Annotated in this window: 19 protein-coding genes; 8 read left to right on the top strand and 11 right to left on the bottom strand. The window is 69.8% G+C overall.

Features of this window, described 5'->3' with window-relative positions:
• On the bottom strand, nucleotides 1–486 hold a 486-nt coding region (locus MZTS_RS07600; RefSeq protein WP_425492741.1), incomplete at its 3' end, for an ArnT family glycosyltransferase.
• A 306-nt stretch (nucleotides 487–792) separates the two neighbouring features.
• Here MZTS_RS07600 and MZTS_RS07595 point away from each other — a divergent pair.
• A complete protein-coding gene (locus MZTS_RS07595; RefSeq protein WP_009863081.1) occupies nucleotides 793–987 on the top strand; it encodes a hypothetical protein in 195 nt (64 codons plus the stop codon).
• Nucleotides 988–1,127: 140 nt separating this feature from the next.
• Nucleotides 1,128–2,759: an acyl-CoA synthetase gene (locus tag MZTS_RS07590; protein ID WP_192282984.1), complete on the top strand. Its 1,632-nt coding sequence runs from the start codon at nucleotides 1,128–1,130 to the stop codon at nucleotides 2,757–2,759.
• A gap of 10 nt (nucleotides 2,760–2,769) precedes the next feature.
• Here MZTS_RS07590 and MZTS_RS07585 read toward each other — a convergent pair whose 3' ends face one another.
• Both MZTS_RS07585 and MZTS_RS07580 read right to left on the bottom strand, forming a co-directional pair.
• Entirely contained in the window at nucleotides 2,770–3,132 is a 363-nt protein-coding gene (locus MZTS_RS07585) for a response regulator (RefSeq protein WP_009864920.1), read from the bottom strand.
• A gap of 101 nt (nucleotides 3,133–3,233) precedes the next feature.
• Nucleotides 3,234–4,493, bottom strand: a complete 1,260-nt coding sequence (locus MZTS_RS07580) for an ATP-binding protein (protein WP_192282982.1) — start codon at nucleotides 4,491–4,493, stop codon at nucleotides 3,234–3,236.
• Nucleotides 4,494–4,685: 192 nt separating this feature from the next.
• Between MZTS_RS07580 and MZTS_RS07575 the strand changes: the two genes are divergently transcribed.
• Both MZTS_RS07575 and MZTS_RS07570 read left to right on the top strand, forming a co-directional pair.
• Nucleotides 4,686–6,056 carry an AMP-binding protein gene (locus MZTS_RS07575; RefSeq protein WP_192282980.1) on the top strand — a complete coding sequence of 457 codons (1,371 nt, stop codon included), beginning with the start codon at nucleotides 4,686–4,688 and terminating at the stop codon, nucleotides 6,054–6,056.
• A 249-nt stretch (nucleotides 6,057–6,305) separates the two neighbouring features.
• Entirely contained in the window at nucleotides 6,306–6,647 is a 342-nt protein-coding gene (locus tag MZTS_RS07570; protein ID WP_192282978.1) for a hypothetical protein, read from the top strand.
• Between the two features lie 72 nt (nucleotides 6,648–6,719).
• On the opposite strand, the gene MZTS_RS07565 is transcribed toward MZTS_RS07570, so the two are convergent.
• The 5 genes from MZTS_RS07565 to MZTS_RS07545 all read right to left on the bottom strand — a co-directional run bounded on the left by MZTS_RS07565 (nucleotide 6,720) and on the right by MZTS_RS07545 (nucleotide 12,090).
• On the bottom strand, nucleotides 6,720–6,917 hold the full coding sequence (locus MZTS_RS07565) for a hypothetical protein (protein WP_192282976.1): 198 nt from the start codon (nucleotides 6,915–6,917) through the stop codon (nucleotides 6,720–6,722).
• Nucleotides 6,918–6,994: 77 nt separating this feature from the next.
• Nucleotides 6,995–7,363, bottom strand: a complete 369-nt coding sequence (locus MZTS_RS07560) for a DUF6481 family protein (RefSeq protein WP_192282974.1) — start codon at nucleotides 7,361–7,363, stop codon at nucleotides 6,995–6,997.
• 110 nt (nucleotides 7,364–7,473) lie between these two features.
• Nucleotides 7,474–7,683 (bottom strand): cold-shock protein, encoded by a 210-nt coding sequence (locus MZTS_RS07555; RefSeq protein ID WP_192282972.1) that lies wholly within the window; start codon nucleotides 7,681–7,683, stop codon nucleotides 7,474–7,476.
• Between the two features lie 291 nt (nucleotides 7,684–7,974).
• Nucleotides 7,975–11,586: a transcription-repair coupling factor gene (gene mfd, locus MZTS_RS07550; protein WP_192282970.1), complete on the bottom strand. Its 3,612-nt coding sequence runs from the start codon at nucleotides 11,584–11,586 to the stop codon at nucleotides 7,975–7,977.
• 207 nt (nucleotides 11,587–11,793) lie between these two features.
• Complete coding sequence (locus MZTS_RS07545; protein ID WP_009863141.1) at nucleotides 11,794–12,090, bottom strand: FAD assembly factor SdhE; 297 nt, start codon at nucleotides 12,088–12,090, stop codon at nucleotides 11,794–11,796.
• Nucleotides 12,091–12,327: 237 nt separating this feature from the next.
• On the opposite strand from MZTS_RS07545, the gene recG reads away from it, so the two are divergent.
• Nucleotides 12,328–14,514, top strand: a complete 2,187-nt coding sequence (gene recG, locus MZTS_RS07540) for an ATP-dependent DNA helicase RecG (protein ID WP_192282968.1) — start codon at nucleotides 12,328–12,330, stop codon at nucleotides 14,512–14,514.
• A gap of 285 nt (nucleotides 14,515–14,799) precedes the next feature.
• Nucleotides 14,800–15,126: a hypothetical protein gene (locus tag MZTS_RS07535; RefSeq protein ID WP_192282966.1), complete on the top strand. Its 327-nt coding sequence runs from the start codon at nucleotides 14,800–14,802 to the stop codon at nucleotides 15,124–15,126.
• Nucleotides 15,127–15,160: 34 nt separating this feature from the next.
• On the opposite strand, the gene MZTS_RS07530 is transcribed toward MZTS_RS07535, so the two are convergent.
• On the bottom strand, nucleotides 15,161–15,970 hold the full coding sequence (locus tag MZTS_RS07530) for a DUF502 domain-containing protein (protein WP_192282964.1): 810 nt from the start codon (nucleotides 15,968–15,970) through the stop codon (nucleotides 15,161–15,163).
• A 230-nt stretch (nucleotides 15,971–16,200) separates the two neighbouring features.
• Between MZTS_RS07530 and MZTS_RS07525 the strand changes: the two genes are divergently transcribed.
• Nucleotides 16,201–16,635, top strand: coding sequence for a GlcG/HbpS family heme-binding protein (locus MZTS_RS07525; RefSeq protein ID WP_192282962.1), 435 nt, complete (start codon nucleotides 16,201–16,203; stop codon nucleotides 16,633–16,635).
• A 149-nt stretch (nucleotides 16,636–16,784) separates the two neighbouring features.
• On the opposite strand, the gene glmS is transcribed toward MZTS_RS07525, so the two are convergent.
• Both glmS and glmU read right to left on the bottom strand, forming a co-directional pair.
• Nucleotides 16,785–18,611: a glutamine--fructose-6-phosphate transaminase (isomerizing) gene (glmS, locus tag MZTS_RS07520; RefSeq protein WP_192282960.1), complete on the bottom strand. Its 1,827-nt coding sequence runs from the start codon at nucleotides 18,609–18,611 to the stop codon at nucleotides 16,785–16,787.
• A 198-nt stretch (nucleotides 18,612–18,809) separates the two neighbouring features.
• A complete protein-coding gene (gene glmU, locus MZTS_RS07515; protein WP_192282958.1) occupies nucleotides 18,810–20,198 on the bottom strand; it encodes a bifunctional UDP-N-acetylglucosamine diphosphorylase/glucosamine-1-phosphate N-acetyltransferase GlmU in 1,389 nt (462 codons plus the stop codon).
• 317 nt (nucleotides 20,199–20,515) lie between these two features.
• On the opposite strand from glmU, the gene MZTS_RS07510 reads away from it, so the two are divergent.
• Nucleotides 20,516–21,007: a hypothetical protein gene (locus MZTS_RS07510; protein ID WP_009866442.1), complete on the top strand. Its 492-nt coding sequence runs from the start codon at nucleotides 20,516–20,518 to the stop codon at nucleotides 21,005–21,007.
• Nucleotides 21,008–21,107: the final 100 nt, after the last annotated feature.

The raw sequence follows: 21,107 nt of genomic DNA, 5'->3' as shown, positions 1-21,107 counted from the left end.
GCCGAACAGGGCGGCGGCGAGCAGGGCGCCGCGCCGCCCGAGGAAGGCGAGCGCCGCCCAATAGGTCAGCAGGATCGCGGCCAGGGCGCCGAGGAGGGAGGGGATCCGGTAAAGCCCGATCCGCGTGCGGGCCTGCGGCACGCCGAGCGCCTCGCCCGCCGCGACGGCGGCGGCCTGCGCCCAGTAGATGCCGACCGGCTTCTTGTGGCGGGCCTCCGCCTGGAAGCGGATATCGACGAGATCGCCCGTCTCCAGCATCTGCTTGGAGGCCTGGGCGAAGCGCGGCTCATCCCGGTCCATCGGTTGGAGCGAGGCGAGGCCCGGCAGGAAGCAGGCGAGCCCGATCAGCAGGAGCAGGGCGCAGGCGCGGGTATGGCTTGCCGCCCCAAAGGCCAGTGCCCCGTCCGTCAGACGCAGCAGGCCGGCGAGCGCGCCGGAGCCATCCGCCCGTTCCGGCGCGGCCGAGCCGGCGCTGAGGGAGGTCATGGACAGGCGTCGCCCGCGCTCGGCGCGGTCCGGCTCTGGCGGGAAGAAACGGGCATCGGCGGCTCGGGCGCGGATGAATCAGGGCCGGCGGACGGCCCGCGCCCCGGCCGGGCGCCGTGTCGATGATCCCGCCGGGATTGTCAAATGTCGCTGCGCGGAGCGACAGCCAAGGCAGCGGAGGCGGCCGCCGGCCCGTGAGGCCGGGAAAGAAAGCAGCGTGGTCCCCTGCGGGCCGTCCCGTCAAAAGCAACGCAACCATGCGCCGGGTGGGTAGCCGGATCGGGAAGGCGATCCTATATCCGGGTCATGGCAAGCAACAGCGCAAATCCCTACACCCTGGAAATCGAAGCCTGCGAGCGCCCGGCCGGGCACTTCACCTGGGCAATCCGCCGGAACGGCAAGCTCTTCCAGCGCGCCGACCGCGTGCAGACCACGGAAGAGGCCGCCGAGCGCAGCGGGCTCGCCGCTCTGGAGAAGCTCCTCAGCGGCCGGGAGCGCTGATCGGCCCCTTTTGGGCCGCTTCGCTCCCAACCCCTCGAACGTCCTCCGTGAAAGGCTCCCGGGCGCTGCCCGTGGGGCCTTTCTCCGTTGATCGCCCACGGGGCTCGGTTAAGGTCTTCCGGCAACGGGAGGCGAGGCCGATGACCGCTCAAACGATCTACGACCAGGACCTCGACCGGAATCCGGCCAACTTCCAGCCGCTGACGCCGCTGACCTATCTCGACCGCGCTGCCCGCACCTTTCCGGACCGGGTCGCGGTGATCCACGGATCGCTGCGCCGCTCCTATGCCGATCTCTACGCGCGCTGCCGGCGCCTCGCCTCGGCCCTGGCGGCCAGGGGGATCGGGCGCGGCGACACCGTGGCGGTGCTGCTCGCCAACACCCCGGCGATGATCGAGTGCCACTACGGCGTGCCGATGACCGGGGCGGTGCTCAACACCCTCAACACCCGCCTCGACGCCGCCGCCCTCGCCTTCTGCCTCGACCATGGCGAGGCGAAGGTCTTCATCGTCGACCGCGAATTCGCGGCCCTCGCCCGGGGCGCGCTCGACCGGGCCGGTGTCTCCCCCCTCGTCATCGCCTACGACGACCCGGAATTCTCGGGCGACGGCCCGCCTCCGGGCGAGACCGATTACGAAGCCTTCCTGGCCTCCGGCGACCCCGAGCACGAATGGGCCCTGCCCACCGACGAGTGGGACGCGATCTCCCTCAATTACACCTCCGGCACCACCGGCGATCCCAAGGGGGTGGTCTACCACCATCGCGGCGCGGCCCTGCTCTCCCTCGGCAACGTCATCACCGCCGGGCTGCCGCAGCACGCGGTCTATCTCTGGACCCTGCCGATGTTCCACTGCAACGGCTGGTGCTTCCCCTGGACCCTCTCGGTCGTGGCCGGCACCCATGTCTGCCTGCGGCAGGTGCGGGCGCCCGCGATGTATGCGGCCCTGGCCGAGCACGGCGTCACCCATCTGTCCGGCGCGCCGATCGTGATGTCGACGCTGCTGAACGCCTCCGAGGAGCAGAAGCGCCCCCTCCCCCGCCGGGTCCATTTCCTCACCGCCGCCGCGCCGCCGCCCGAGGCGGTGCTGGCCGCCATGGGCGAGGCGGGATTCGACGTGACCCATCTCTACGGCCTGACCGAGACCTACGGCCCGGCGGTGGTGAATGCCTGGCATGAGGAGTGGGACGCCCTCCCCCCGGAGGCGCGGGCGAAGAAGAAGGCCCGGCAGGGCGTGCGCTACCCGGTGCTCGAAGGGCTCGACGTGCGCGACCCCGAGACCATGGCCTCCCTGCCCGCCGACGGCACCAGCCTCGGTGAGGTGATGTTCCGCGGCAACGTGGTGATGCGGGGCTATCTGAAGAACCCGGCCTCGACCCAGGCGGCCTTCAAGGGCGGCTGGTTCCGCTCCGGCGATCTCGGGGTGAAGCATCCCGACGGCTACATCCAGCTCAAGGATCGCTCGAAGGACATCATCATCTCGGGCGGCGAGAACATCTCCTCCATCGAGGTCGAGGATGCCCTGTTCAAGCACCCGGCGGTCGCCGCCGCCGCCGTGGTGGCCAAGCCCGACGAGAAATGGGGCGAGACGCCCTGCGCCTTCGTCGAGTTGAAGGAGGGCCGCGAGGTCGCCCCCGACGACCTGATCGCGTGGTGCCGCGAGCGGCTCGCGCCCTACAAGCTGCCGCGCCACGTGGTGTTCGGCGAATTGCCGAAGACCTCGACGGGCAAGGTGCAGAAATTCCTGCTGCGGGAGAAGGCGCGGGAGGAGTGAGGAGTACCGTTCACCCCACGCCGAGCTGACGCGCGGCGTTCATGACCGCCGTCATGCGGTAGGGTTTCATCACCAGCGTGCTCTCGCTCACCTGGCGGGGCTGCTCGGTGCTGTAGCCGGTCACGTAGATCACCGGCAGCGCCGGGTGGAGTTCGCGAGCGCGCTCGGCGAGGTCCCAGCCGTCGAGCTGGCCCGGCAGGCGGATATCGGTGAACAGGAGATCGAACGTCCGTCCGTCCTTGAGCAGGCCATAGGCTTCCTCCGCCGTGCCGGCGCAGAGCACGGTGAAGCCCGCATCCTCGAACTCCATCGCCACGGCGTTGAGCAGCATCTCCTCGTCCTCGACGACGAGCACCGTCGGCTTGTCGGTCATCCTTCCTCCCCCTGTCGCGTCCCGAACCATCGTCCCGAAAGGTTGTCCCGAGCTTTCGGGACCGGCGAGGCGGAGCAAGAATCCCGCGTTCCGCCCGTCGCTCAACCCGCCGCCAGGATCGGTCTCGGCACCGAGGACGGCACGGGGCTCGGGTTCGCCCGCCTGCCGCTCTCCTCGCCGTTCGCGGCGGCCTGGGCCGGGAAGGACAGGCGCACGGTCGTGCCGGGCCGGCCTCCCTGCAGGATAACGGCGCTGCCGCCCGATTGCTGCGCGAAGCCGAACACTTGGCTGAGCCCGAGGCCCGTGCCCTGCCCTAGCGGCTTGGTGGTGAAGAACGGCTCGAAGGCCCGCGCCTCGATCTCGGGCGCCATGCCGGTTCCGGTGTCGGAGACCTCGACGGCGAGGCCCTCGCCCCCCTCCTCGGTCGGCAGCGGCCGGGTGGCGATGGTGAGCGTGCCCCCCTCCGGCATGGCGTCGCGGGCATTGACCGCGAGGTTGAGGATCGCGTTCTCCAACTGGTTGGGATCGATGTTCACCCGCGGCAGGTCCGGGGCGAGGTCGGTCGCGAGCCGGATCCGGGAGCCGATCGTCCCGCGCAGGAAATCGGCGAAGGAGGCGATCTGGGCGTTCACGTCGGTGCTCACCGGCGAGAGCGGCTGGCGGCGGGCGAAGGCGAGCAGCTTGTGGGTCATCGTGGCCGCCCGTTCCGCGCCCTTCACCGCGTCGCGCAGGCGCGTCCGCAGCGGGCTGTCCGCGGGCAGGCCGCGCTCGACCCGGTCGAGGTTGAGCAGCACGATGTTGAGCAGGTTGTTGAAGTCGTGGGCCACGCCCCCGGTGAGTTGCCCGATCGCCTCCATCTTCTGGCTCTGGCGCAGCAATTCCTCGGTGCGCTGGCGCTCGGCATTGGCGGCCTCCAGGGCGGCGAGGGCCTCGTCGCGCTCGCGGATACGGGCGCGCAGGGCCTCGTTGGCCTGCCGCAGCTGAGTGGGCGACGGCAGCGTCAACGCCTTCGGCATCAGGATCCAGAGCGCCACCGCCGTGCCGATCGAGGCCACGGCCGTGATGAGCTTGATGACCGCCTCAAGGCCGTAATCCGGCACCCAGAGTGTCCAGATCGCCAGAAGATGGGTCGTGCCGCAGGCGGTGATGAAGACGGCGAACGACCAGAACATCCAGCCGAACACGATGTCCCGGCGATGGGACACGAAATAGGCGAGCCCGACGGGGATCGAGAAATAGGCGAGCGCGATCAGACTGTCGGAGACGACATGGGCCCAGATCAGCTCCGGGCGCCAGAGCAGGCAGATGCCGTGGGGTGAGAGATTCTCGACCTCCCACAGCCGCCGCAGAACATCGAGCATGGCCTTCAACCCCTCGGCCGATGGGCGTAAGGCCCTGTCGCGCCGCTCGTGCGGCGCCGGTGATTCGGGAGCCCCGGCGGGCGCGGCGCCTCTCCCCGATCTCTACGCGAGACATCGGTGGCGGCCAAATTTTAAGTGTTGCTTAACCCTGTTCGGCCCATCACCGAAGGTGGTTTTCGGGGGCGGGCTCGGGTGTCGGCGCAACGGGCGATCACGCAGATTGAGGCGTCGCAGGCCATGCCGGCCGACGTTCCCCTGAGGCGCATCGGCCTCGGTGGCCTGCTGGCCGCCACCGCCCGGCGCCACCCCGATCGGATCGCGGTGATCGATCCCGCCGACAAGCCGGACTGGAGCGGCCGTCCGGCCATCACCTGGACCTATGCCGCCGCGTCCGAGATCGTGGAGCGTCTCGCCCGGGGCCTGCGCAGCTGGCGCCTGCCGCCGGGAAGTCGCATCGGCCTGTGCCTGCCGGGATCGGCCGAGAGCGCGCTGGCGATCCTCGCGGTGGAGGCCGCCGGGCATGTCGCCTGCCTGCTGCCGGTCTCCTGGGATGAGGACCGTTTGCTCGCCGCCGCCCAGGGCGTGGCGCTGAGTGCGATCCTCACCCAGGCCCGGCTCGGATCGGCGGCGCCGGCGGAGCGCATGTGCGCCGTCGCCGCACGCTATTTTGGCCTGCGCTACCTCGCGGCCTTCGGTCCCGACGTGCCGGACGGGGTGATCAATCTCGACCGCTTCGTGCTCGACGGTCCGGCGGAGGCCGCCGGCGGTTCGCCGCCGGCGCCGGCGGGCATCGTCACCTTCGTCGGCGGCGATCCCGACCGCCCGGTCTATCGCAGCGGCCCCTCCGTGGTCGCGGCGGCGGCGGCCCATCTCGCCGCGGCGCGCGTCGCTCCCAGCGAGCGCATCCTCAGCCTGATCGGTCCTCACGATCTGCGGGGGCTCGTCACCGGCTTGGGCGCCGCCCTCGTGGCGGGGGCGACCCTGGAGGCGATGCCGCTGTTCGACGGGGCGGCCTTCGCCGCGACCCTGCGCCGCCCGGTTCCGACCCATCTCGTCGCTCCGGCCTTCCTCGAGCGAAATCTGGCCGGCCGCGATCTGCCGGCGGAATTGCGGTCCATCACCTTGGTTCACCGCGCCCCGGCCCGCTTCCCCGGCCGCAGCCGCGTCCCCGGCGGCCCGCAGGCCCTGCGGCTCGATACGGTGATCGACACGATGGCCTTCGACGAGACGGCGATTCTCTCCGGACGCCGAGGGAGCCCCGGAGATCTCGCCCTGGTGCTCGGCAAGCCGGAGCGGCTCGCCCTCCCGCCGAGCCTGATGAGACTTCATCGGGGCATCGATGGGCGGCTCGCCTTCCGCGGCCAGGCCTGTGCCGCCACGACGCTGCAACGCGGAAGCCGTCAGGACGCGCTCGGTGAGACATGGCACGATACGCCCTACGCGGCCGTGCTGTTCGCCGGCCTCGCCACGGCAATCGATATGGCGCCGACCGATACGGCGCTCGCCGGCACGGTGCCTTCGCCCGAGGCCCCCGCTTCACCGGAAAGTGTTGCGTCTGCGTAAGGCTTCTCTCGGCGTCTCCGGGCCCACTCTGCCGGCGGCATCAGGAAATGCTTGTCCACCAAGGCTTTGACATCTGGTTCAGGGAAAGAGCGAGCCCCGTTCACCGTCTGTGCGGTGCAGTTCATCGCACCTTCATCCGGCCGGACCTAGTGTCGCTTCATCTGCATGGCTGGCGAACCAATCGTGGCCGTGCGGGTTATCCGGGGTGCCCCTTCACACGGGGTGCGACATGGGGTAACGCTGAAGCTTATGGGTGCGCTGCAACAAGTGCTCGTCGTCGATGATGGCCATCGTGCCGTCGACCGCTCTCTGGCGGCCGACCTCGCGGGCCTCGGCTATGCGAGTGTCACTGCCTCGATCGAGGCGGCAGACGACGTTCTCGCCGTGATCGCCCGCCCCGCGGCGATCCTCCTCCAGCTGTCCTCCAGTGCCAACCCGCAAACCGCAGCGCTCGCCAATCGCCTGCGCGAGCAGATGCGGGCTGGCGGCATTCCGGTCATCGATATGGACGATGCGGGCCCCAGGGCCGGCGCGCCGGTCGATCTGAAAAGCCGAATCGGACCCTACGTGCTCAACGAGCCGGAGCTTTAGGATCTTCCCGTAACGGGACAATGACGGGCGGACCGGAGGGGCCGCCCTCTTTCGTTGTGAAAGGGCGCGGTTTCACGCCTCCGCGACGATTTCGCTCTCCCGCACCGCCCGCTCCGCCGCTCCCGAACGGATGCGGTAGGAGGGTTCCCCGGTCGGATCGTCGGGCATGAGGCGGACGATTTCGCTCACGAGGCCGAAGCCCAGGCGCGCGTCGGTGGCGGAGGCCTGAGCGCGGCGGACGCGCTGGCCGATCTTGAACTTGTGCGTCATGGGTGTCTCCGGGATATCTCCGGGCCCAAGCCAGGGCAGGATCGCGAACCGGGCGTGCCGGTTCGCGGGAGGGGCCGTCAGCGCCGCAGCTTGATCTTGGCCTTGCGGGCGGCGTAGCGGGCGTCCCGCTCTTCCTTCTGCTTGGCCTGGGCGAGGCGGGCGCGCTCGGCGGCGGCCTCGATCTCGGCCGCCTTGCGGGCCGCTTCCGCCGCGCGCTCGGCGGCCGCGATGGCGGCCAGCCGCTCGGCTTCGAGGCGCCGCTGCGTCTCACGCTCCTTGGCCCGCTCATCGCGGGCGACGATGATCGCGCGGCGCTCCGCCTGCCGCGCCTGCACCGCCGGATCGTCGTTGGTGGGACGGGCGCGGAAGCGGGCGAGCATGGCCTCGCGGGCCGATGCGGAGGTCTGGCGGCGGTCGTCGAACGAGTTCTGTTTGCTGAAGCTCACGGAGTGTCCTTGATCGTGCCGCGCCGAGGGTCGGCCGCGGCAGAGAATGTGCAAAGCCGCCCCGGATGGAGCGGCTTCGATTGGTGTCAGTCAGCGTGATCGGGCGCGGATCAGGCGACCTGGAGCTGTCCGGCCGACTGCTTGCCGGAACGGCGGTCGGTCTCCATCACGTAGGACACCTTCTGGCCCTCGGTGAGACCGCGCAGGCCGGCGCGCTCGACGGCGGAGATGTGGACGAACACGTCCTTCGAGCCGTCCTCGGGCTGGATGAAGCCGTAGCCCTTCTGCTCGTTGAACCACTTTACGGTGCCGGTATCCATCGTATGCGTCCTTGTCTCCGCAGGGTGCAGGCAAACGCCCCTGCGCCGCACGGCGCCGGGCTGTTTCGTTCGACCGATTACGAAGGAGAATGAGAACCGCCCTGCGGAGGCGTTACGGCCCAGAAAATCCGGCCTCGCATCGATACGACCCAAGATGCGACTCGAATGGAGCTTTATCAAGGCCAACTTTTCTTTTCACCAGCCGCGACGGGAGACCGGCCCTCGGGAACGGCCGGTCTCCCGGAGCCATGTCTCAACCCGCGCGGTGGGTTGGAGGGGCTGGCGCGCGCTTCACGCCGCTTTCTTTTTGGCCCGCTTGGCGATCGTCACCAGCCCGCGCATGATCTGCGTCGTTTCCTTCAGCCGAGCCGGTACGCCGTCGAGGTCGCGGATGAAGACGACGCTCATGTCCGGCCGCACCTTGGCGAAGGAACCCTGCTCCACCACCATGGCGGCGAGGCCCTGCGGGTTGGCGAAGGAACGGTCGCGGAAATGCACCACGACGCCCTTCGGGCCGGCCTCGACCTTCTCGACATTGGCCTCGCGGCACAGAATCTTGATGGTGACGATCTTCAAGAGCTGCTCCACCTCCGGCGGCAGCGGCCCGAAGCGGTCGATCAGTTCGGCGCCGAAGCTTTCCATCTCGGCATCGTTCTCGATGGTCGAGAGGCGCCGGTAGAGGCCGAGGCGGACGGTGAGATCCTCGACGTAATCCTCCGGGATCGTCACCGGCGCGCCCAGCGCGATGGTCGGCGACCACGCCTCCTCCACCGGCTCCTCGATGCCCGCCTTCAGGGCGGTCACCGCGTCCTCCAGCATCTGCTGGTAGAGTTCGTAGCCCACTTCCTTGATGTGGCCCGACTGGGCGTCGCCGAGCAGGTTGCCGGCGCCGCGGATGTCGAGATCGTGGGAGGCGAGCTGGAAGCCGGCGCCGAGGGTGTCGAGGCTCTGGAGCACCTTGAGGCGCTGTTCGGCCTGGGCGGTGAGCTGACGGTTGGCCGGGGTCGTGAACAGGGCATAGGCCCGGGCCTTCGAGCGGCCGACGCGGCCGCGCAGCTGGTACAGAGCCGCCAGGCCGAACATGTCGGCCCGGTGCACGATCAGGGTGTTGGCGGTCGGGATGTCGAGGCCCGATTCGACGATGGTGGTCGAGAGCAGCACGTCGTACTTGCCCTCGTAGAAGGCCGTCATGACGTCCTCGAGCTGGCCCGCCGCCATCTGGCCGTGAGCCACGGCGACGGTGACCTCGGGCATCTCGGTATCGAGGAATTTCTTGACCTCGGCCAAGTCCTCGATGCGCGGCACCACGTAGAAGGACTGGCCGCCGCGATAGCGTTCGCGCAGCAGCGCCTCGCGGATCAGCAGCGGATCGAACGGCGTCACGAAGGTGCGCACCGCCAGCCGGTCCACCGGCGGGGTGGCGATGATCGAGAGTTCGCGCACGCCGGTCATGGCGAGCTGGAGCGTGCGCGGAATCGGCGTCGCCGAGAGGGTGAGCACGTGCACCTCCGACTGGAGCGCCTTCAGCCGCTCCTTGTGGGCCACGCCGAAATGCTGCTCCTCGTCGACGATGATGAGGCCGAGATCCTTGAACGCGACGTTCTTGGCCAGAAGCGCGTGGGTGCCGACGACGATATCGACCTTGCCCTCGGCCAGCGCCGCCCGGTTCTGACGCTGCTCGCCGGCGGAGACGAAGCGCGAGAGCTGGGCGATGTTGATCGGCAGCCCTTTGAAGCGCTCGACGAAGGTCCGGTAATGCTGGCGCGCGAGCAGGGTGGTGGGCACCACCACCGCGACCTGCTTGCCGGAGATCGCCGCCGCGAAGGCGGCCCGCAAAGCCACCTCGGTCTTGCCGAAGCCGACATCGCCGCAGACCAGCCGGTCCATCGGCCGGCCGGCATTGAGGTCGTCCAGCACCGCGTCGATGGCGTTGGCCTGATCCTCGGTCTCCTGGAAGGCGAAGCGGGCGGCGAATTCCTCGTAGAGGCCCTCCGGCGCCTTGAGGGCGGGCGCGGGCTTCACGAAGCGGGCGGCGGCGACCTTGATGAGTTCGCCCGCCATCTCGAGGATGCGGCGCTTCATCTTGGCCTTGCGGGCCTGCCAGGCCCCGCCGCCGAGGCGGTCGAGGGCGACCTCCGAATCCTCGGAGCCGTAGCGGGTCAGAAGCTCGATGTTCTCCACCGGCAGCAGCAGCAGCCCGCCGGCATATTGCAACTCCAGGCAATCGTGCGGGGCGCCGGCGGCGGTCACGGTCTTCAGCCCGACGAAGCGGCCGATGCCGTGATCGGCATGGACCACGAGGTCGCCGGGCTGGAGCGCCTGCACCTCCAGGATGATGTCCTGCGGGCGCTTCGACTTGCGCTTCTGGCGCACCAGCCGGTCGCCGAGAATGTCGCCCTCGGCCACCACCGCGAGCTTGTCGAGGGTGAAGCCGGATTCCAGGCCCCAGACCGCGACCGCCACGTCGGTGCCGCGCTTCAACGCGTTGACGGCACCGAAGGTGTTGATCTCGATCGGCTTCTTCAGCCCGTGATCGGTCAGAACGCCGCAGAGCCGGTCGCGCGAGCCGTCGGACCAGGATCCGAGGATCACATGATGCCCGGAGGCCTGCAGGTCGCGGATATGCGCCACCGCCGCGTCGAACACGCTGGCGGCCTCGTCGGCGCGCTCCGGCGCGAAGTTGCGGCCGGCCTTGGCGCCGCAATCGATCACCGCCCGCTCGTCCGAATCCGGTTGGGCGAAGGGGGTGAGCCGGGCGACCGTGCCGGCCTCGACCTTCCCCTTCCACTCGTTGGGGGTGAGATAGAGCGCGCGCGGCGGCAGCGGCTTGTAGGGCGCGACGCCCGCTTGCGGGTTCTTCAGCGCCGCCTCGCGGGCCTGGAAATAGTCCTGGATCAGGGAGAGCCGTTCGGCCGCCGCCTCCTCGACCTGGGGATCGAACAGCATCGGCACGTCGCCGAGATAGTCGAACAGGGTGTCGAGGCTGTCGTAGAACAGCGGCATCCAGTGTTCGAGGCCGGCATAGCGCCGGCCCTCGCTCACGGTCTCGTAGAGCCGGTCGTCGCGGGTCGCGGCGCCGAAGCTCGACAGATAGCCCTGGCGGAAGCGCCGGATCGTCTCGGTGGTGAGCTGCACCTCGCTCATCGGCACCAGATCGAGGGAGCGCAGGGATCCGACGGTCCGCTGCGTCTCCGGATCGAAGGCGCGGATCGACTCGAGGGTGTCGCCGAAGAAGTCGAGGCGGATCGGGTTCGGCAGGCCGGGCGGCGACAGATCGAGGATGCCGCCGCGCACGGCGTATTCGCCGGTATCCCGCACCGTTCCCGTGCGCAGGAAGCCGTTGGCCTCGACCCAGGCCACCACCTTGTCCATCGGCACCACGTTGCCGATCGCCGCCGAGAAGGTCTCGACCGCCACCCGGGAACGCGGCGGCACCCGCTGCACCAGGGCGTTGACGGTGGTGCAGAGGATGCGCGGCTTCTCCTCGGACGAGCGCGAGCGGGTGAGGCGCGACAAAGCCGTCATGCGCTGGGCGGCGATGGCCCCGTTGGGCGAGACTCGGTCGTAGGGCTGGCAATCCCAGGCCGGGAAGCTCATCGCCTCGATCTCGGGGGCGACGAATTTCAGCGCGTTCTGGAAGGCGTTGGAGCGGCCGGAATCGCGGGCGACATGGACCAGCACCGCCGGCCCCTCGAACGAGCCCGACAGCGCCCGGGCCAGATCGGCCGCCACCAGGGCGTCGAAGCCGTCGGGGACGCTGGCCAGGGTCGGGCTGTCGCCGCGCTTGATCGCGTCGAGCGCCTTGGTCAGCGGCGCCGATTTCGGCAGGGCGAAGCGGGCGGTCTGCGGCTTCGGTGCCGGGGCGGCCGGCTTGGGAGCGGCTTTGGATTGAGGCTTGGCCATCGGGCGTGACGTATCAGGGGCAACGGGTCGGGACGGAGTGTGGATCGGCCTCGATCCAAACCATTCCCCACATCCTGAGGTGCGAGGCGAAGCCTCGAAGGAGGGCTCCGGGGATCGCGCGGTCTCCGGAAGTCCTCCTTCGAGGCCCGCTGGCGCGGGCATCTCAGGATGGGGGAGAGTGTGAGATAGGGGGCGCCGATCCGCGTTTCAGGAGTGGATCGGCGCGTCGTGCTTATGGAACGCCTTGAGCCGGCGATAGACGGCGGTGTCGTAATTCTCAGGCGTCTCGGCCTCGCCGGTGAGCCAGCGGAACAGGTCGCGGTCGGGCACCTCGATCAGCGCCTCGAACTCCGTCAGCTCTTCCTCCGAGAGGTCGCCGATCTCGGAATCGGCGAAGCGGCCCATGATCAGGTCCATCTCGCGGATGCCGCGATGCCACGCCCGGAACAGGGTGCGGCGGCGGCGCGGGTCGAGGTCGGCGCTGGTTCGGGTGGTGCCGGACATGGGCGGTCCCCTGCGAAAGTCTGCAACAGGCATGTAGAGGGGCGTGCGGCCGCGGGCAAACGGCGTCGGCGCATGGCCTGCGCATGGCCTGCGCTTGTGACGAGATGTCATCCGCAGGCCCATGAGTCACGGTGAGAACAGGGCCACGGTGCGAAGCGCGGGCGTGATGCGGCGGGGAAAGCCGGGTATACGGGGCCCGCACCTCGCTCGGCTCGAAAGGCCCACGACCCCGGTCACATGACCCCGGAACCCAGCCAGACCCTCGGGCACCCCGCCTCGGCCCCTCCCCGCTCCGCCGAGGATGAGGCCGCCGGCCTCCGCCCCAGCATCCTCGACCCGCTCTTCGCGCCCGCCCGCGGCCTGCCCGGAATCGGCCCGAAGATCGCGCCGCTGATCGAGAAGCTGCTCGGCTCCGAGGAGCGGCCGGCCCGCGTCGCCGACCTGCTGTTCCACCTGCCGCAGAGCGGCGTCGCCCGGCCGCTCTGCGGCTCGATCCGTGACGCGCCGACCGGCGAGCCCGTCACCCTCGGCGTCACCGTGGTGGCCCACCGGCCGCCGGGGCTGGGCAAGCGCGCCTTCCGGGTGCTGGTGGAGGACGGCACCGGCGATATCAGCCTCGTGTTCTTCGGTATGCCGCGCGGGCGCATCGAGAAGATGCTGCCGATCGGCGCCCACCGCTACGTCTCGGGCCGGATCGACCTGTGGGACGGCTATCGGCAGATGGTGCATCCCTCCCGCATCCTCGACGAGGCCGGGCTCGCGAGCCTGCCCGCCGTCGAGCCGATCTACGGCGCGACCGAGGGGCTGACCTCGCGGGTGATCAGCCGCATCGTCCACGGCGCGCTCGACCGGCTGCCGGTCCTGCCCGAGTGGCAGGATGCGAGTTTCCTCGCCCGCAACCGCTTTCCGCCCTTCGCCGAGGCCCTGCGCATCGAGCACCGCCCGGAGGAGGCGCCCCCTCCCCCGGTCGAGGGGCAGGCCCCGCCGGCAAGTCCCGCCCGCAAGCGCCTCGCCTATGACGAGCTGCTGGCCTCGCAGCTCGCCCTCGCCCTGGTGCGGGCCCGCCAGCGGCGGAAGGCCGGCCGGGTGAATGCGGGGGACGGGCATCTGAAGCAGCGGGTCGAGGCCGCCCTCCCCTTCGCCCTGACCGGCGCGCAGGCGCGGGCGGTGGAGGAGATCCGCGCCGACATGGCCTCGGAGCGGCGGATGCTGCGGCTGCTCCAGGGCGATGTCGGTTCCGGCAAGACCGCGGTGGCGCTGCTGGCCATGGCCTCCGCCGTCGAGGCCGGGCGTCAGGCGGCGCTGATGGCCCCGACCGAGATTCTCGCGCGGCAGCATTACGAGCGGCTCGTGCCGCTGGCCGGCGCCATGCGCCTGCGCCTGCTCACCGGCCGCGACAAGGCCGCCGAGCGGCGGGCGACGCTGGCCGATCTGGCGGCGGGCGAGATCGACATCGTGGTCGGCACCCATGCCCTGTTCCAGGAGGCGGTCGCCTTCCGCGATCTCGGCCTTGCCGTGGTGGACGAGCAGCACCGCTTCGGCGTGCATCAGCGCCTGGCCCTGGGGGCCAAGGGGGAGGCGGTCGACATCCTGGTGATGACGGCGACGCCGATCCCCCGCACCCTGGCGCTGACCTTCTTCGGCGACATGGATGTCTCGGTGCTCGACGAGAAGCCGGCCGGGCGCCAGCCGATCAAGACCATCACCGTGCCGGTGGAGCGCATCGACGAGGTGGTGGACGGCCTGCACCGGGCCCTGGCGGCCGGCGACAGGGTCTACTGGATCTGCCCGCTGGTGGCCGAGTCGGAATATGTCGATCTCGCCGCGGCGGCCGAGCGCTTCGACGATCTCAGGAAGCATTTCGGCGATCAGGTCGGCCTGATCCACGGCAAGATGCCGGGGCCGGAGAAGGACGCGGCGATGGAGGCCTTCGCCGCCGGCCGCACCCGCGTGCTGGTCTCGACCACCGTCGTCGAGGTCGGCGTCGACGTGCCGGAGGCCACCATCATGGTGATCGAGCATGCCGAGCGTTTCGGTCTGGCCCAGCTCCACCAGCTGCGCGGCCGGGTCGGGCGCGGCTCGAAGGCGTCCTCCTGCCTGCTGCTCTATCGCGGTCCCCTGGGCCAGGTCGCCAAGGCGCGGCTGGAGATGATGCGCGCGAGCGAGGACGGTTTTCGGATCGCCGAGGAGGATCTGAGGCTGCGCGGCGAGGGCGAGGTGCTCGGCACCCGTCAATCCGGCATGGCCGCGTTCCGCCTCGCCCGGCTGGAGAGTGACGGCGCCCTCTTGGAGGCCGCTCGCGACGATGCGCGGCTGATCGTGGAGCGCGATCCCCGGCTCCAGAGCGAGCGCGGTCGGGCCCTGCGGGTGCTGCTCTATCTGTTCGAGCGGGAGGCCGCGATCCGGCTGATCGGGGCGGGTTGAACCCGCTTTCGTTCAGGTTTCCGTTCAGAATCGCGGAAATCTGAACGGCGCGTTCAGGAACCGAATGTCAGGGAAAAACGTCATACGCCTGCGGCAACGCTGCGCGACCGCGCGGCATTTTGCAAACTATTTCAATGATTTAACCGTGTGTGCTCAAGCTTTGTCGAAGGGCGTGGATGGGCGCGAAAGTCGGAAATACCTTGTATCTGCCAAAATTGGCCCTTAACTGGAGATGAACAAACGGCCTCGTAGACCGGGGTGCCACTGGAAAAGAGGAGGATCGCGATGTCGATCGCACCGTTCCAACGCCTGCCGGGTTCCTCCGAGAATTGGGGAGCCGATGCGCTCTCCCTCGAACCCTGGCTCATGCCGATCTCGGACCGCGCCGCGCGCGACGAGGCGACGACGGATGCCTTGGTGAAGGCGGTGCGACAATCCTCGCGCCGGTTCTGGATCGCGGCGAATACGCTGTGCGCGGCTTTGGCCCTGCTGCTGAGTGCCCAGATCGCCGCCGACTGGAGCGCCCCCGCCGCGCACCACCCGTCCGGGCATCAGGTCGCCGAGGCCACGCCGCCGACCATCGCGGTCGAGAAGGCCTCGTTGCAGCACTGACACTCAGGCGTCGGACGACGCAACGGATCGTGAGCTACGAATCCTGGCGCGCCGGTTCCCGGCGCGCCTTTTCCGTTTCAGGGGCCTCGTCCTCTTCCGCCTGCATCTGCGCGTGGCGCAGGCTGGCGGCCATGGCGTGCAGGCTGCCGCGGGGATCTTCCGGCTGGATCACGCCCGCCGACATCACCAGCTTGGCGGCATCGTCGACGCTGATGCCGACCTCCACGATTTCCGATCGCGGCAGGTAGAAGAAGAAGCCCGTGGTCGGGTTCGGTGCGCAGGGCAGGAACACGCCGACATAATCCTTGGCCTCGCCGCCCTCCTTGGCCTGGAGCGCGCCCTGCACCTCGTTCGCAGCAGGCGCGGAGAGGAACACCACCGACCACGTCCCTTTCACCGGAAACTCCACCAGTCCGACGGTGCGGAACGAGGTGCCGTTGGCCGAGAACAGGGTCTCGAAAATCTGGCGCAGACCCCGGTAGAGGCCGGAGATGACCGGTGTGCGCGCGAGCAGCACCTCGCCGAACTCGACCACCGAGCGCCCGACGAGGTTGGCGGTGAGGAAGCCCAGCATCGTCACCGCGACGAAGGCGATGACGAGGCCGAGGCCCGGAATCGAGAAGGGCAGGTAATGGTCCGGCAGGTAGCTCGCCGGCACCAGCGGCTTCACCCAGCCGTCGATGAGGGCGATGAACCACCACGTGATGTAGGCGGTGATCGCGAGCGGCCCCGCGACGATGATGCCGGTGAGGAAGTAGGTTCGCAGCCGTCCCCGGGCGCTGACGCGCGTCTTGGACGAGGCGGGTTCCGGAGCGTCCGGGATCGGCGAGAGGGTGGGCGCCACGTATGCACCTCGGGAGGCGAAAGGGCGGGACGGCGGATCCGCTCCGCCTCCGGCTCTCCGGGCCAGAGACGTAGCGGCTGCGCACGGACGGCTCAAGGGGAGCCGGACGGGCCGAAGGGGAATGTCCGTTCCGGCGGCAAGATGGTTGGTGCGCGAGGCAACTTGATCGGAACCGGCGAGCGATTACCTCGCTGCTGCCCATGGTGGCTAAGGTTCAGGGAGAAGACGCGATGCACGTTACCATCGAGCAAGCGGAAAAGGCGATCGAGGCCGCCCGCGCCAAGGCCGTCGAACTCGGCACCCAGATGTGCATCGCGGTGGTCGATTCCGGCGGCAACCTGAAGGCGTTCCACCGCATGGACGGCGCCTGGGTCGGCTCCATCGACATCGACCAGAAGAAGGCGAAGACCTCCGTGTTCTTCGGCATGAAGACCGGCCAGATCGGCCAGCTGTCGCAGCCCGGCGGCTCGCTCTACGGCATCGAGCACTCGAACCAGGGACTCATCACCTTCCCCGGCGGCATCCCGATCGTCGATGCGGACGGTGAGATGTCCGGCGCCATCGGCGTCAGCGGCTCCTCGGTGGAGAACGACGACGCCGTGGCGCTCGCCGGTGCCAGCGCCATCGGCGATACCGAGCTGCCCGACCACCCCTGGCGGACCTGATACGGGATCCGCTCGATCAGAGCGGGTTCCGGATCAGCAAGCCCGCGCGGGATTTGAGCGAAGCCCAAATCCGCCATCCCGAAGGGATCAAGCGGATTTGGTATGATTGATCCGGGCGCTGCCGTCAGGCCGGTCTCCCGGCCTGACCCTCACTCCACCGTGACCGACTTCGCCAGGTTGCGCGGCTGGTCGACGTCTTTCCCCATGAAGACGGCGGTGTGGTAGGCGATGAGCTGGATCGGCACCGCGTAGACGATCGGGGCCACCACCGGGTCCACGTCCGGCATGGTCAGGGTCGCCATCGTCTCGAGCCCGGCATTGGCGGCGCCCTTGGCATCGCCCACCAGGATGATCCTGCCGCCGCGGGCGGCGACCTCCTGCATGTTGGAGACGGTCTTCTCGAAGATCGCGTCGTGGGGAGCGATCACGATCACCGGCACGCTCTCGTCGATCAGGGCGATCGGGCCGTGCTTGAGTTCGCCGGCGGCGTAGCCCTCCGCGTGGATGTAGCTGATTTCCTTGAGCTTCAGGGCGCCTTCCAGCGCCATGGGGTAGCTCGTGCCGCGGCCGAGATAGAGCACGTCGCGGGCCTTGGCGATCTCGCGGGCGAGGGTCTCGACCGCGTGTTCCATCTTCACCGCCTCGGCCATCAGGCCGGGCGCGGTGATGAGCGCATCCACGACCGCGCGTTCGCGGGCGGCATCCAGCGTGCCCCGGGCGCGCCCGGCGGCGAGCGCGAGGCAGAGCAGTACCGTGAGCTGGCAGGAGAAGGCCTTGGTCGAGGCCACGCCGATCTCGGGGCCGGCGAAGGTCGGCATCACCACCGAGGATTCGCGGGCGATGGTCGAGGTCGGGACGTTGACCACCGCCAGGGTGTGCTGCCCCTGGGACTTGGCGTAGCGGAGCGAAGCCAGGGTGTCGGCGGTCTCGCCCGATTGCGAGATCACCAGCGTCAATCCGTCCTTCTCCAGGGGCGGCTCGCGGTAGCGGGTCTCGGAGGCGACGTCGATCTCGACGGGCAGCCGTGCCAGGGTCTCGAACCAGTATTTGGCGACGAGCCCGGCGTAATAGGCGGTGCCGCAGGCGGTGATCGAGAGCCGCGACAGCCGCGCGAAGTCGAAGGGCAGCGTCTCCTGCAGGACGACCTGACCGCGCGCCATGTCAACGTAATGGGCCAGCGTGCGGCCGACCACCTCCGGCTGCTCGTGGATCTCCTTCGCCATGAAGTGGCGGTGGTTGCCCTTGTCCACCAGATAGGCCTGGGCCACGATCTTCTGGCGAGGCCGGCGCACGACGTTGCCGGACAGGTCGCGGATCTCGGCGCCGTCGCGGGTCAGGATCGCCCAGTCGCCCTCGTCGAGATAGGTGATCTCGTCGGTGAACGGTGCCAGCGCCAGGGCATCGGAGCCGAGATAGGTCTCGCCCTGGCCGAAGCCGATGGCGAGCGGCGCGCCGTGGCGGGCGCCGATCAGGAAATCCTCCTGCCCGGCGAACAGGAAGGCCAGGGCGAAGGCGCCGTGCAGGCGCGGCAGCGCGGCCTCCACCGCCGCCACCGGGCCGAGGCCCTGCCCCATCAGATGGCTGACGAGCTGCGCCACGACTTCCGTGTCGGTCTCGCTCTCGAAGCGCACGCCCGCGGCCACGAGCTCCGCCTTCAGCTCGCGGAAATTCTCGATGATGCCGTTATGGACCACGGCCAGCCGCTCGGTGGCGTGGGGATGGGCATTGGTCTCGTTGGGGCGCCCATGCGTGGCCCAGCGGGTATGGCCGATGCCGATGGCGCCCGAGAGCGGGGTCTGGACCAGCTTGAGCTGGAGGTTCGAGAGCTTGCCCTCCGCCCGGCGACGGTCGAGCCGGCCGTGCTCCAGGGTTGCGATGCCGGCGGAATCGTAGCCGCGATATTCAAGCCGCCGCAGCGCTTCGATCAGCCCGTCCGCGACCGAATCACGCCCGACAATGCCAACGATTCCGCACATGGCCGATCCTGAAGCCACCAAAGACGAGCGCCCGGCATCCCGGAACGGGATCCCTGCCCGAGACCGGCTCCCTGCGGGGCAAGGGCCGGACCTTGGGCGTGGCGCGGATCAGGGCTTGTACGGATCGCGGCGTAAGAAGGCCAGCGCCCAAGCCGCAGAGGCGTCGCGCGGGCACTGTGCGGCCGCGTCCGGTTCCGCTCAGTCTTTCTTGGCATCACGGGCGGCCTTGGCCGCCTTCAGCGAATCGCGCAGGGTCCGGGCCATGCCCTCGCGGTTGGCCTGCCGGCCCCGCGCCACGGCCAGGGCGTCCGCCGGCACGTCGCGGGTGATGACCGAGCCGGCGCCGACCAGGGCGCCCGCGCCGACGCTCACCGGTGCCACCAGGGCGGAGTTCGAGCCGATGAAGGCGCCCTCGCCGATCTGGGTCCGGTGCTTCGACACGCCGTCGTAATTGCAGGTGATGGTGCCCGCCCCGATATTGGCGCCGGCCCCCACCTCGGCATCGCCGAGATAGGTGAGATGCGAGGCCTTGGCGCCCGCATGCAGGGTCGCGTTCTTGATCTCGACGAAGTTCCCGAGATGGACGCCCTCCCCGAGCACCGCGCCTCCGCGCAGCCGCACATGCGGGCCGATATCGGCGCCGTCCATCAGCCGGGCATCGTGCAGGTGCGAGAACGCGCGGATGACGCAGCGGTCGCCGACGACCACGCCGGGGCCGAACACGCAATGGGGCTCGATCACCACGTCGCGGCCGAGCACGGTATCGACGCTCAGATAGACCGTCTCGGGAGCGACCAGGGTCGCTCCGCCGAGCTGGGCCGCCCGGCGCAGGCGCGCCTGGATCGTGGCCTCGGCGATGCTGAGCTGGACCCGGTCGTTGACGCCCTGGGCCTCGTCCTCCGCCACCGCGACCACGGCGACGGAGAGGCCGTCGGCGACGGCGAGGGCCACCGCGTCGGTGAGGTAATATTCGCGGTTGGCGTTGTCGTTGCCGATCCGCTCCAGCAGGCCGAGGGCATGGGTGCCGGACAGCGCCATCAGCCCGGCATTCGACAGGCGGATTGTCCGCTCCTCCTTGGAGGCGTCCTTCTCCTCGCGGATCGCCAGGACGCGGCCGGCTTCCGTCAGCACGCGGCCGTACCCCGTGGGATCGGCCGCCTCGAAGGCCAGCACCGCGACCGCAGCCCCCTCGCGCAGGGGCGCCCGCAGTCGCGCATAGGTCTCGGCGGTGATGAGCGGCGTGTCGCCGAAGGCCACGATCACGTCCCGGCCGCCCTCCAGGGCCGCGCGGGCGGCGAGCACCGCATGGGCGGTCCCGAGCCGCTCGGCCTGGGGATGGATGCCCGCGCCCGGTGCGAGACGCTCGATCTCGCGGGCGACGTCCTCCCGGCCCGGCTCGACCACCACGGCGAGGCGGGAGGCGCCGGCCTCCTGCACGGCGGTGAGCACATGGCCGAGCATCGAGCGGTTGGCCAGGGCATGGAGCACCTTGGGCCGGTCGGAGCGCATCCGCGTTCCCTTGCCGGCCGCCAGCACGATGGCCGTGAAGCCCCCCGTCTCCGCTCCGTGGTCCGCGCCCGCCGCCATCGCCATCCGTTCCTGCCGCTTGCGTGTCTCTCACGGAACTCCCGCAGCGGCCGTCACGGCCAGGGAGGGCTTCCGGGCATCGGGAGCTGTGTGAGGTCCACTGAATCGGTGGCCCGTTTAGCCGATCGGGCGGCGGGCGCGAAGACCGCCGGGCGGGGAACCGCACCGGGCCGGTGAGGTTCGCCCGAACACCGGAGATTTCCACCCGCCGGAGGACCGCGCCCTTTGGACGATCTCGCCGCCGTGGAAACCCTTCCGCTGGAGGAGCGCCCGCTCAAGGTGCTCGTCATCGCCGTTCCGCCCGCCGCCTCGTCTGCATGAGCGGCGGCAACCCGCGCCCCGACCTGATCGACAAGAAGAGCACGCTGAAGGCGCAGGCCCTGGAAAAATCCTCGCTCTGGCCCGCTTTGACGCGAAACCACCAAGAGGGGCGCAGCGCCGCCTTCTTCCGTTACGGCAACGAGGGCGGCAACGAACGCGATGCCGAGGGGCGCCCGCGCATCCTCTCGCAGAAGGCATGGTTCGATCCGGCGGAGGAACCCTATGGCGGCGAGGAGCGGCGCGCCTACCAGAGCCTCGTCTGGCAATGCCGCTACAGCGGCATCGAGGTGCCTGACGCGCTGTGGAGCCATGCCCGGACCGGGATCGGCCGGGCCTATGCTGACGATCAGGCGGACGACATGGCCCGCGAGGCAGCGGCGATGGACGGTTTCGATGCCTGGGTCGACGCCTTCGTGCGGCACGTCGCCGCCAAGGGGCCCGTGCCGGGCATCGAGGAGGCGGAGCGGGGCGCGCAATCCACCACCTGATCCCGCTTCCGGTCTGTTCAACCGGAAGCGGGATCAGCGAGCCCGCGCGGCGCTTGCACGACGTCCACATCCGCCATCCCGAAGGGATCGACCGGATTCG

It is taken from the genome of Methylorubrum zatmanii (genome assembly GCF_014845115.1).
Classification (GTDB): Bacteria; Pseudomonadota; Alphaproteobacteria; order Rhizobiales; family Beijerinckiaceae; genus Methylobacterium; species Methylobacterium zatmanii.
This window is presented reverse-complemented; position numbering and strand designations above follow the sequence as displayed.

Coding starts and splice junctions, on each gene's coding strand:
- MZTS_RS07565 (WP_192282976.1), bottom strand. CDS start 6,917: ATGACGCACAAGTTCAAGATCGGCCAGCGCGTCCGCCGCGCTCAGGCC.
- mfd (WP_192282970.1), bottom strand. CDS start 11,586: ATGGCCAAGCCTCAATCCAAAGCCGCTCCCAAGCCGGCCGCCCCGGCA.
- MZTS_RS07570 (WP_192282978.1), top strand. CDS start 6,306: ATGGGTGCGCTGCAACAAGTGCTCGTCGTCGATGATGGCCATCGTGCC.
- MZTS_RS07590 (WP_192282984.1), top strand. CDS start 1,128: ATGACCGCTCAAACGATCTACGACCAGGACCTCGACCGGAATCCGGCC.
- recG (WP_192282968.1), top strand. CDS start 12,328: ATGACCCCGGAACCCAGCCAGACCCTCGGGCACCCCGCCTCGGCCCCT.
- MZTS_RS07555 (WP_192282972.1), bottom strand. CDS start 7,683: ATGGATACCGGCACCGTAAAGTGGTTCAACGAGCAGAAGGGCTACGGC.
- MZTS_RS07580 (WP_192282982.1), bottom strand. CDS start 4,493: ATGCTCGATGTTCTGCGGCGGCTGTGGGAGGTCGAGAATCTCTCACCC.
- MZTS_RS07545 (WP_009863141.1), bottom strand. CDS start 12,090: ATGTCCGGCACCACCCGAACCAGCGCCGACCTCGACCCGCGCCGCCGC.
- MZTS_RS07585 (WP_009864920.1), bottom strand. CDS start 3,132: ATGACCGACAAGCCGACGGTGCTCGTCGTCGAGGACGAGGAGATGCTG.
- MZTS_RS07525 (WP_192282962.1), top strand. CDS start 16,201: ATGCACGTTACCATCGAGCAAGCGGAAAAGGCGATCGAGGCCGCCCGC.
- glmS (WP_192282960.1), bottom strand. CDS start 18,611: ATGTGCGGAATCGTTGGCATTGTCGGGCGTGATTCGGTCGCGGACGGG.
- MZTS_RS07595 (WP_009863081.1), top strand. CDS start 793: ATGGCAAGCAACAGCGCAAATCCCTACACCCTGGAAATCGAAGCCTGC.
- MZTS_RS07535 (WP_192282966.1), top strand. CDS start 14,800: ATGTCGATCGCACCGTTCCAACGCCTGCCGGGTTCCTCCGAGAATTGG.
- MZTS_RS07510 (WP_009866442.1), top strand. CDS start 20,516: ATGAGCGGCGGCAACCCGCGCCCCGACCTGATCGACAAGAAGAGCACG.
- glmU (WP_192282958.1), bottom strand. CDS start 20,198: ATGGCGGCGGGCGCGGACCACGGAGCGGAGACGGGGGGCTTCACGGCC.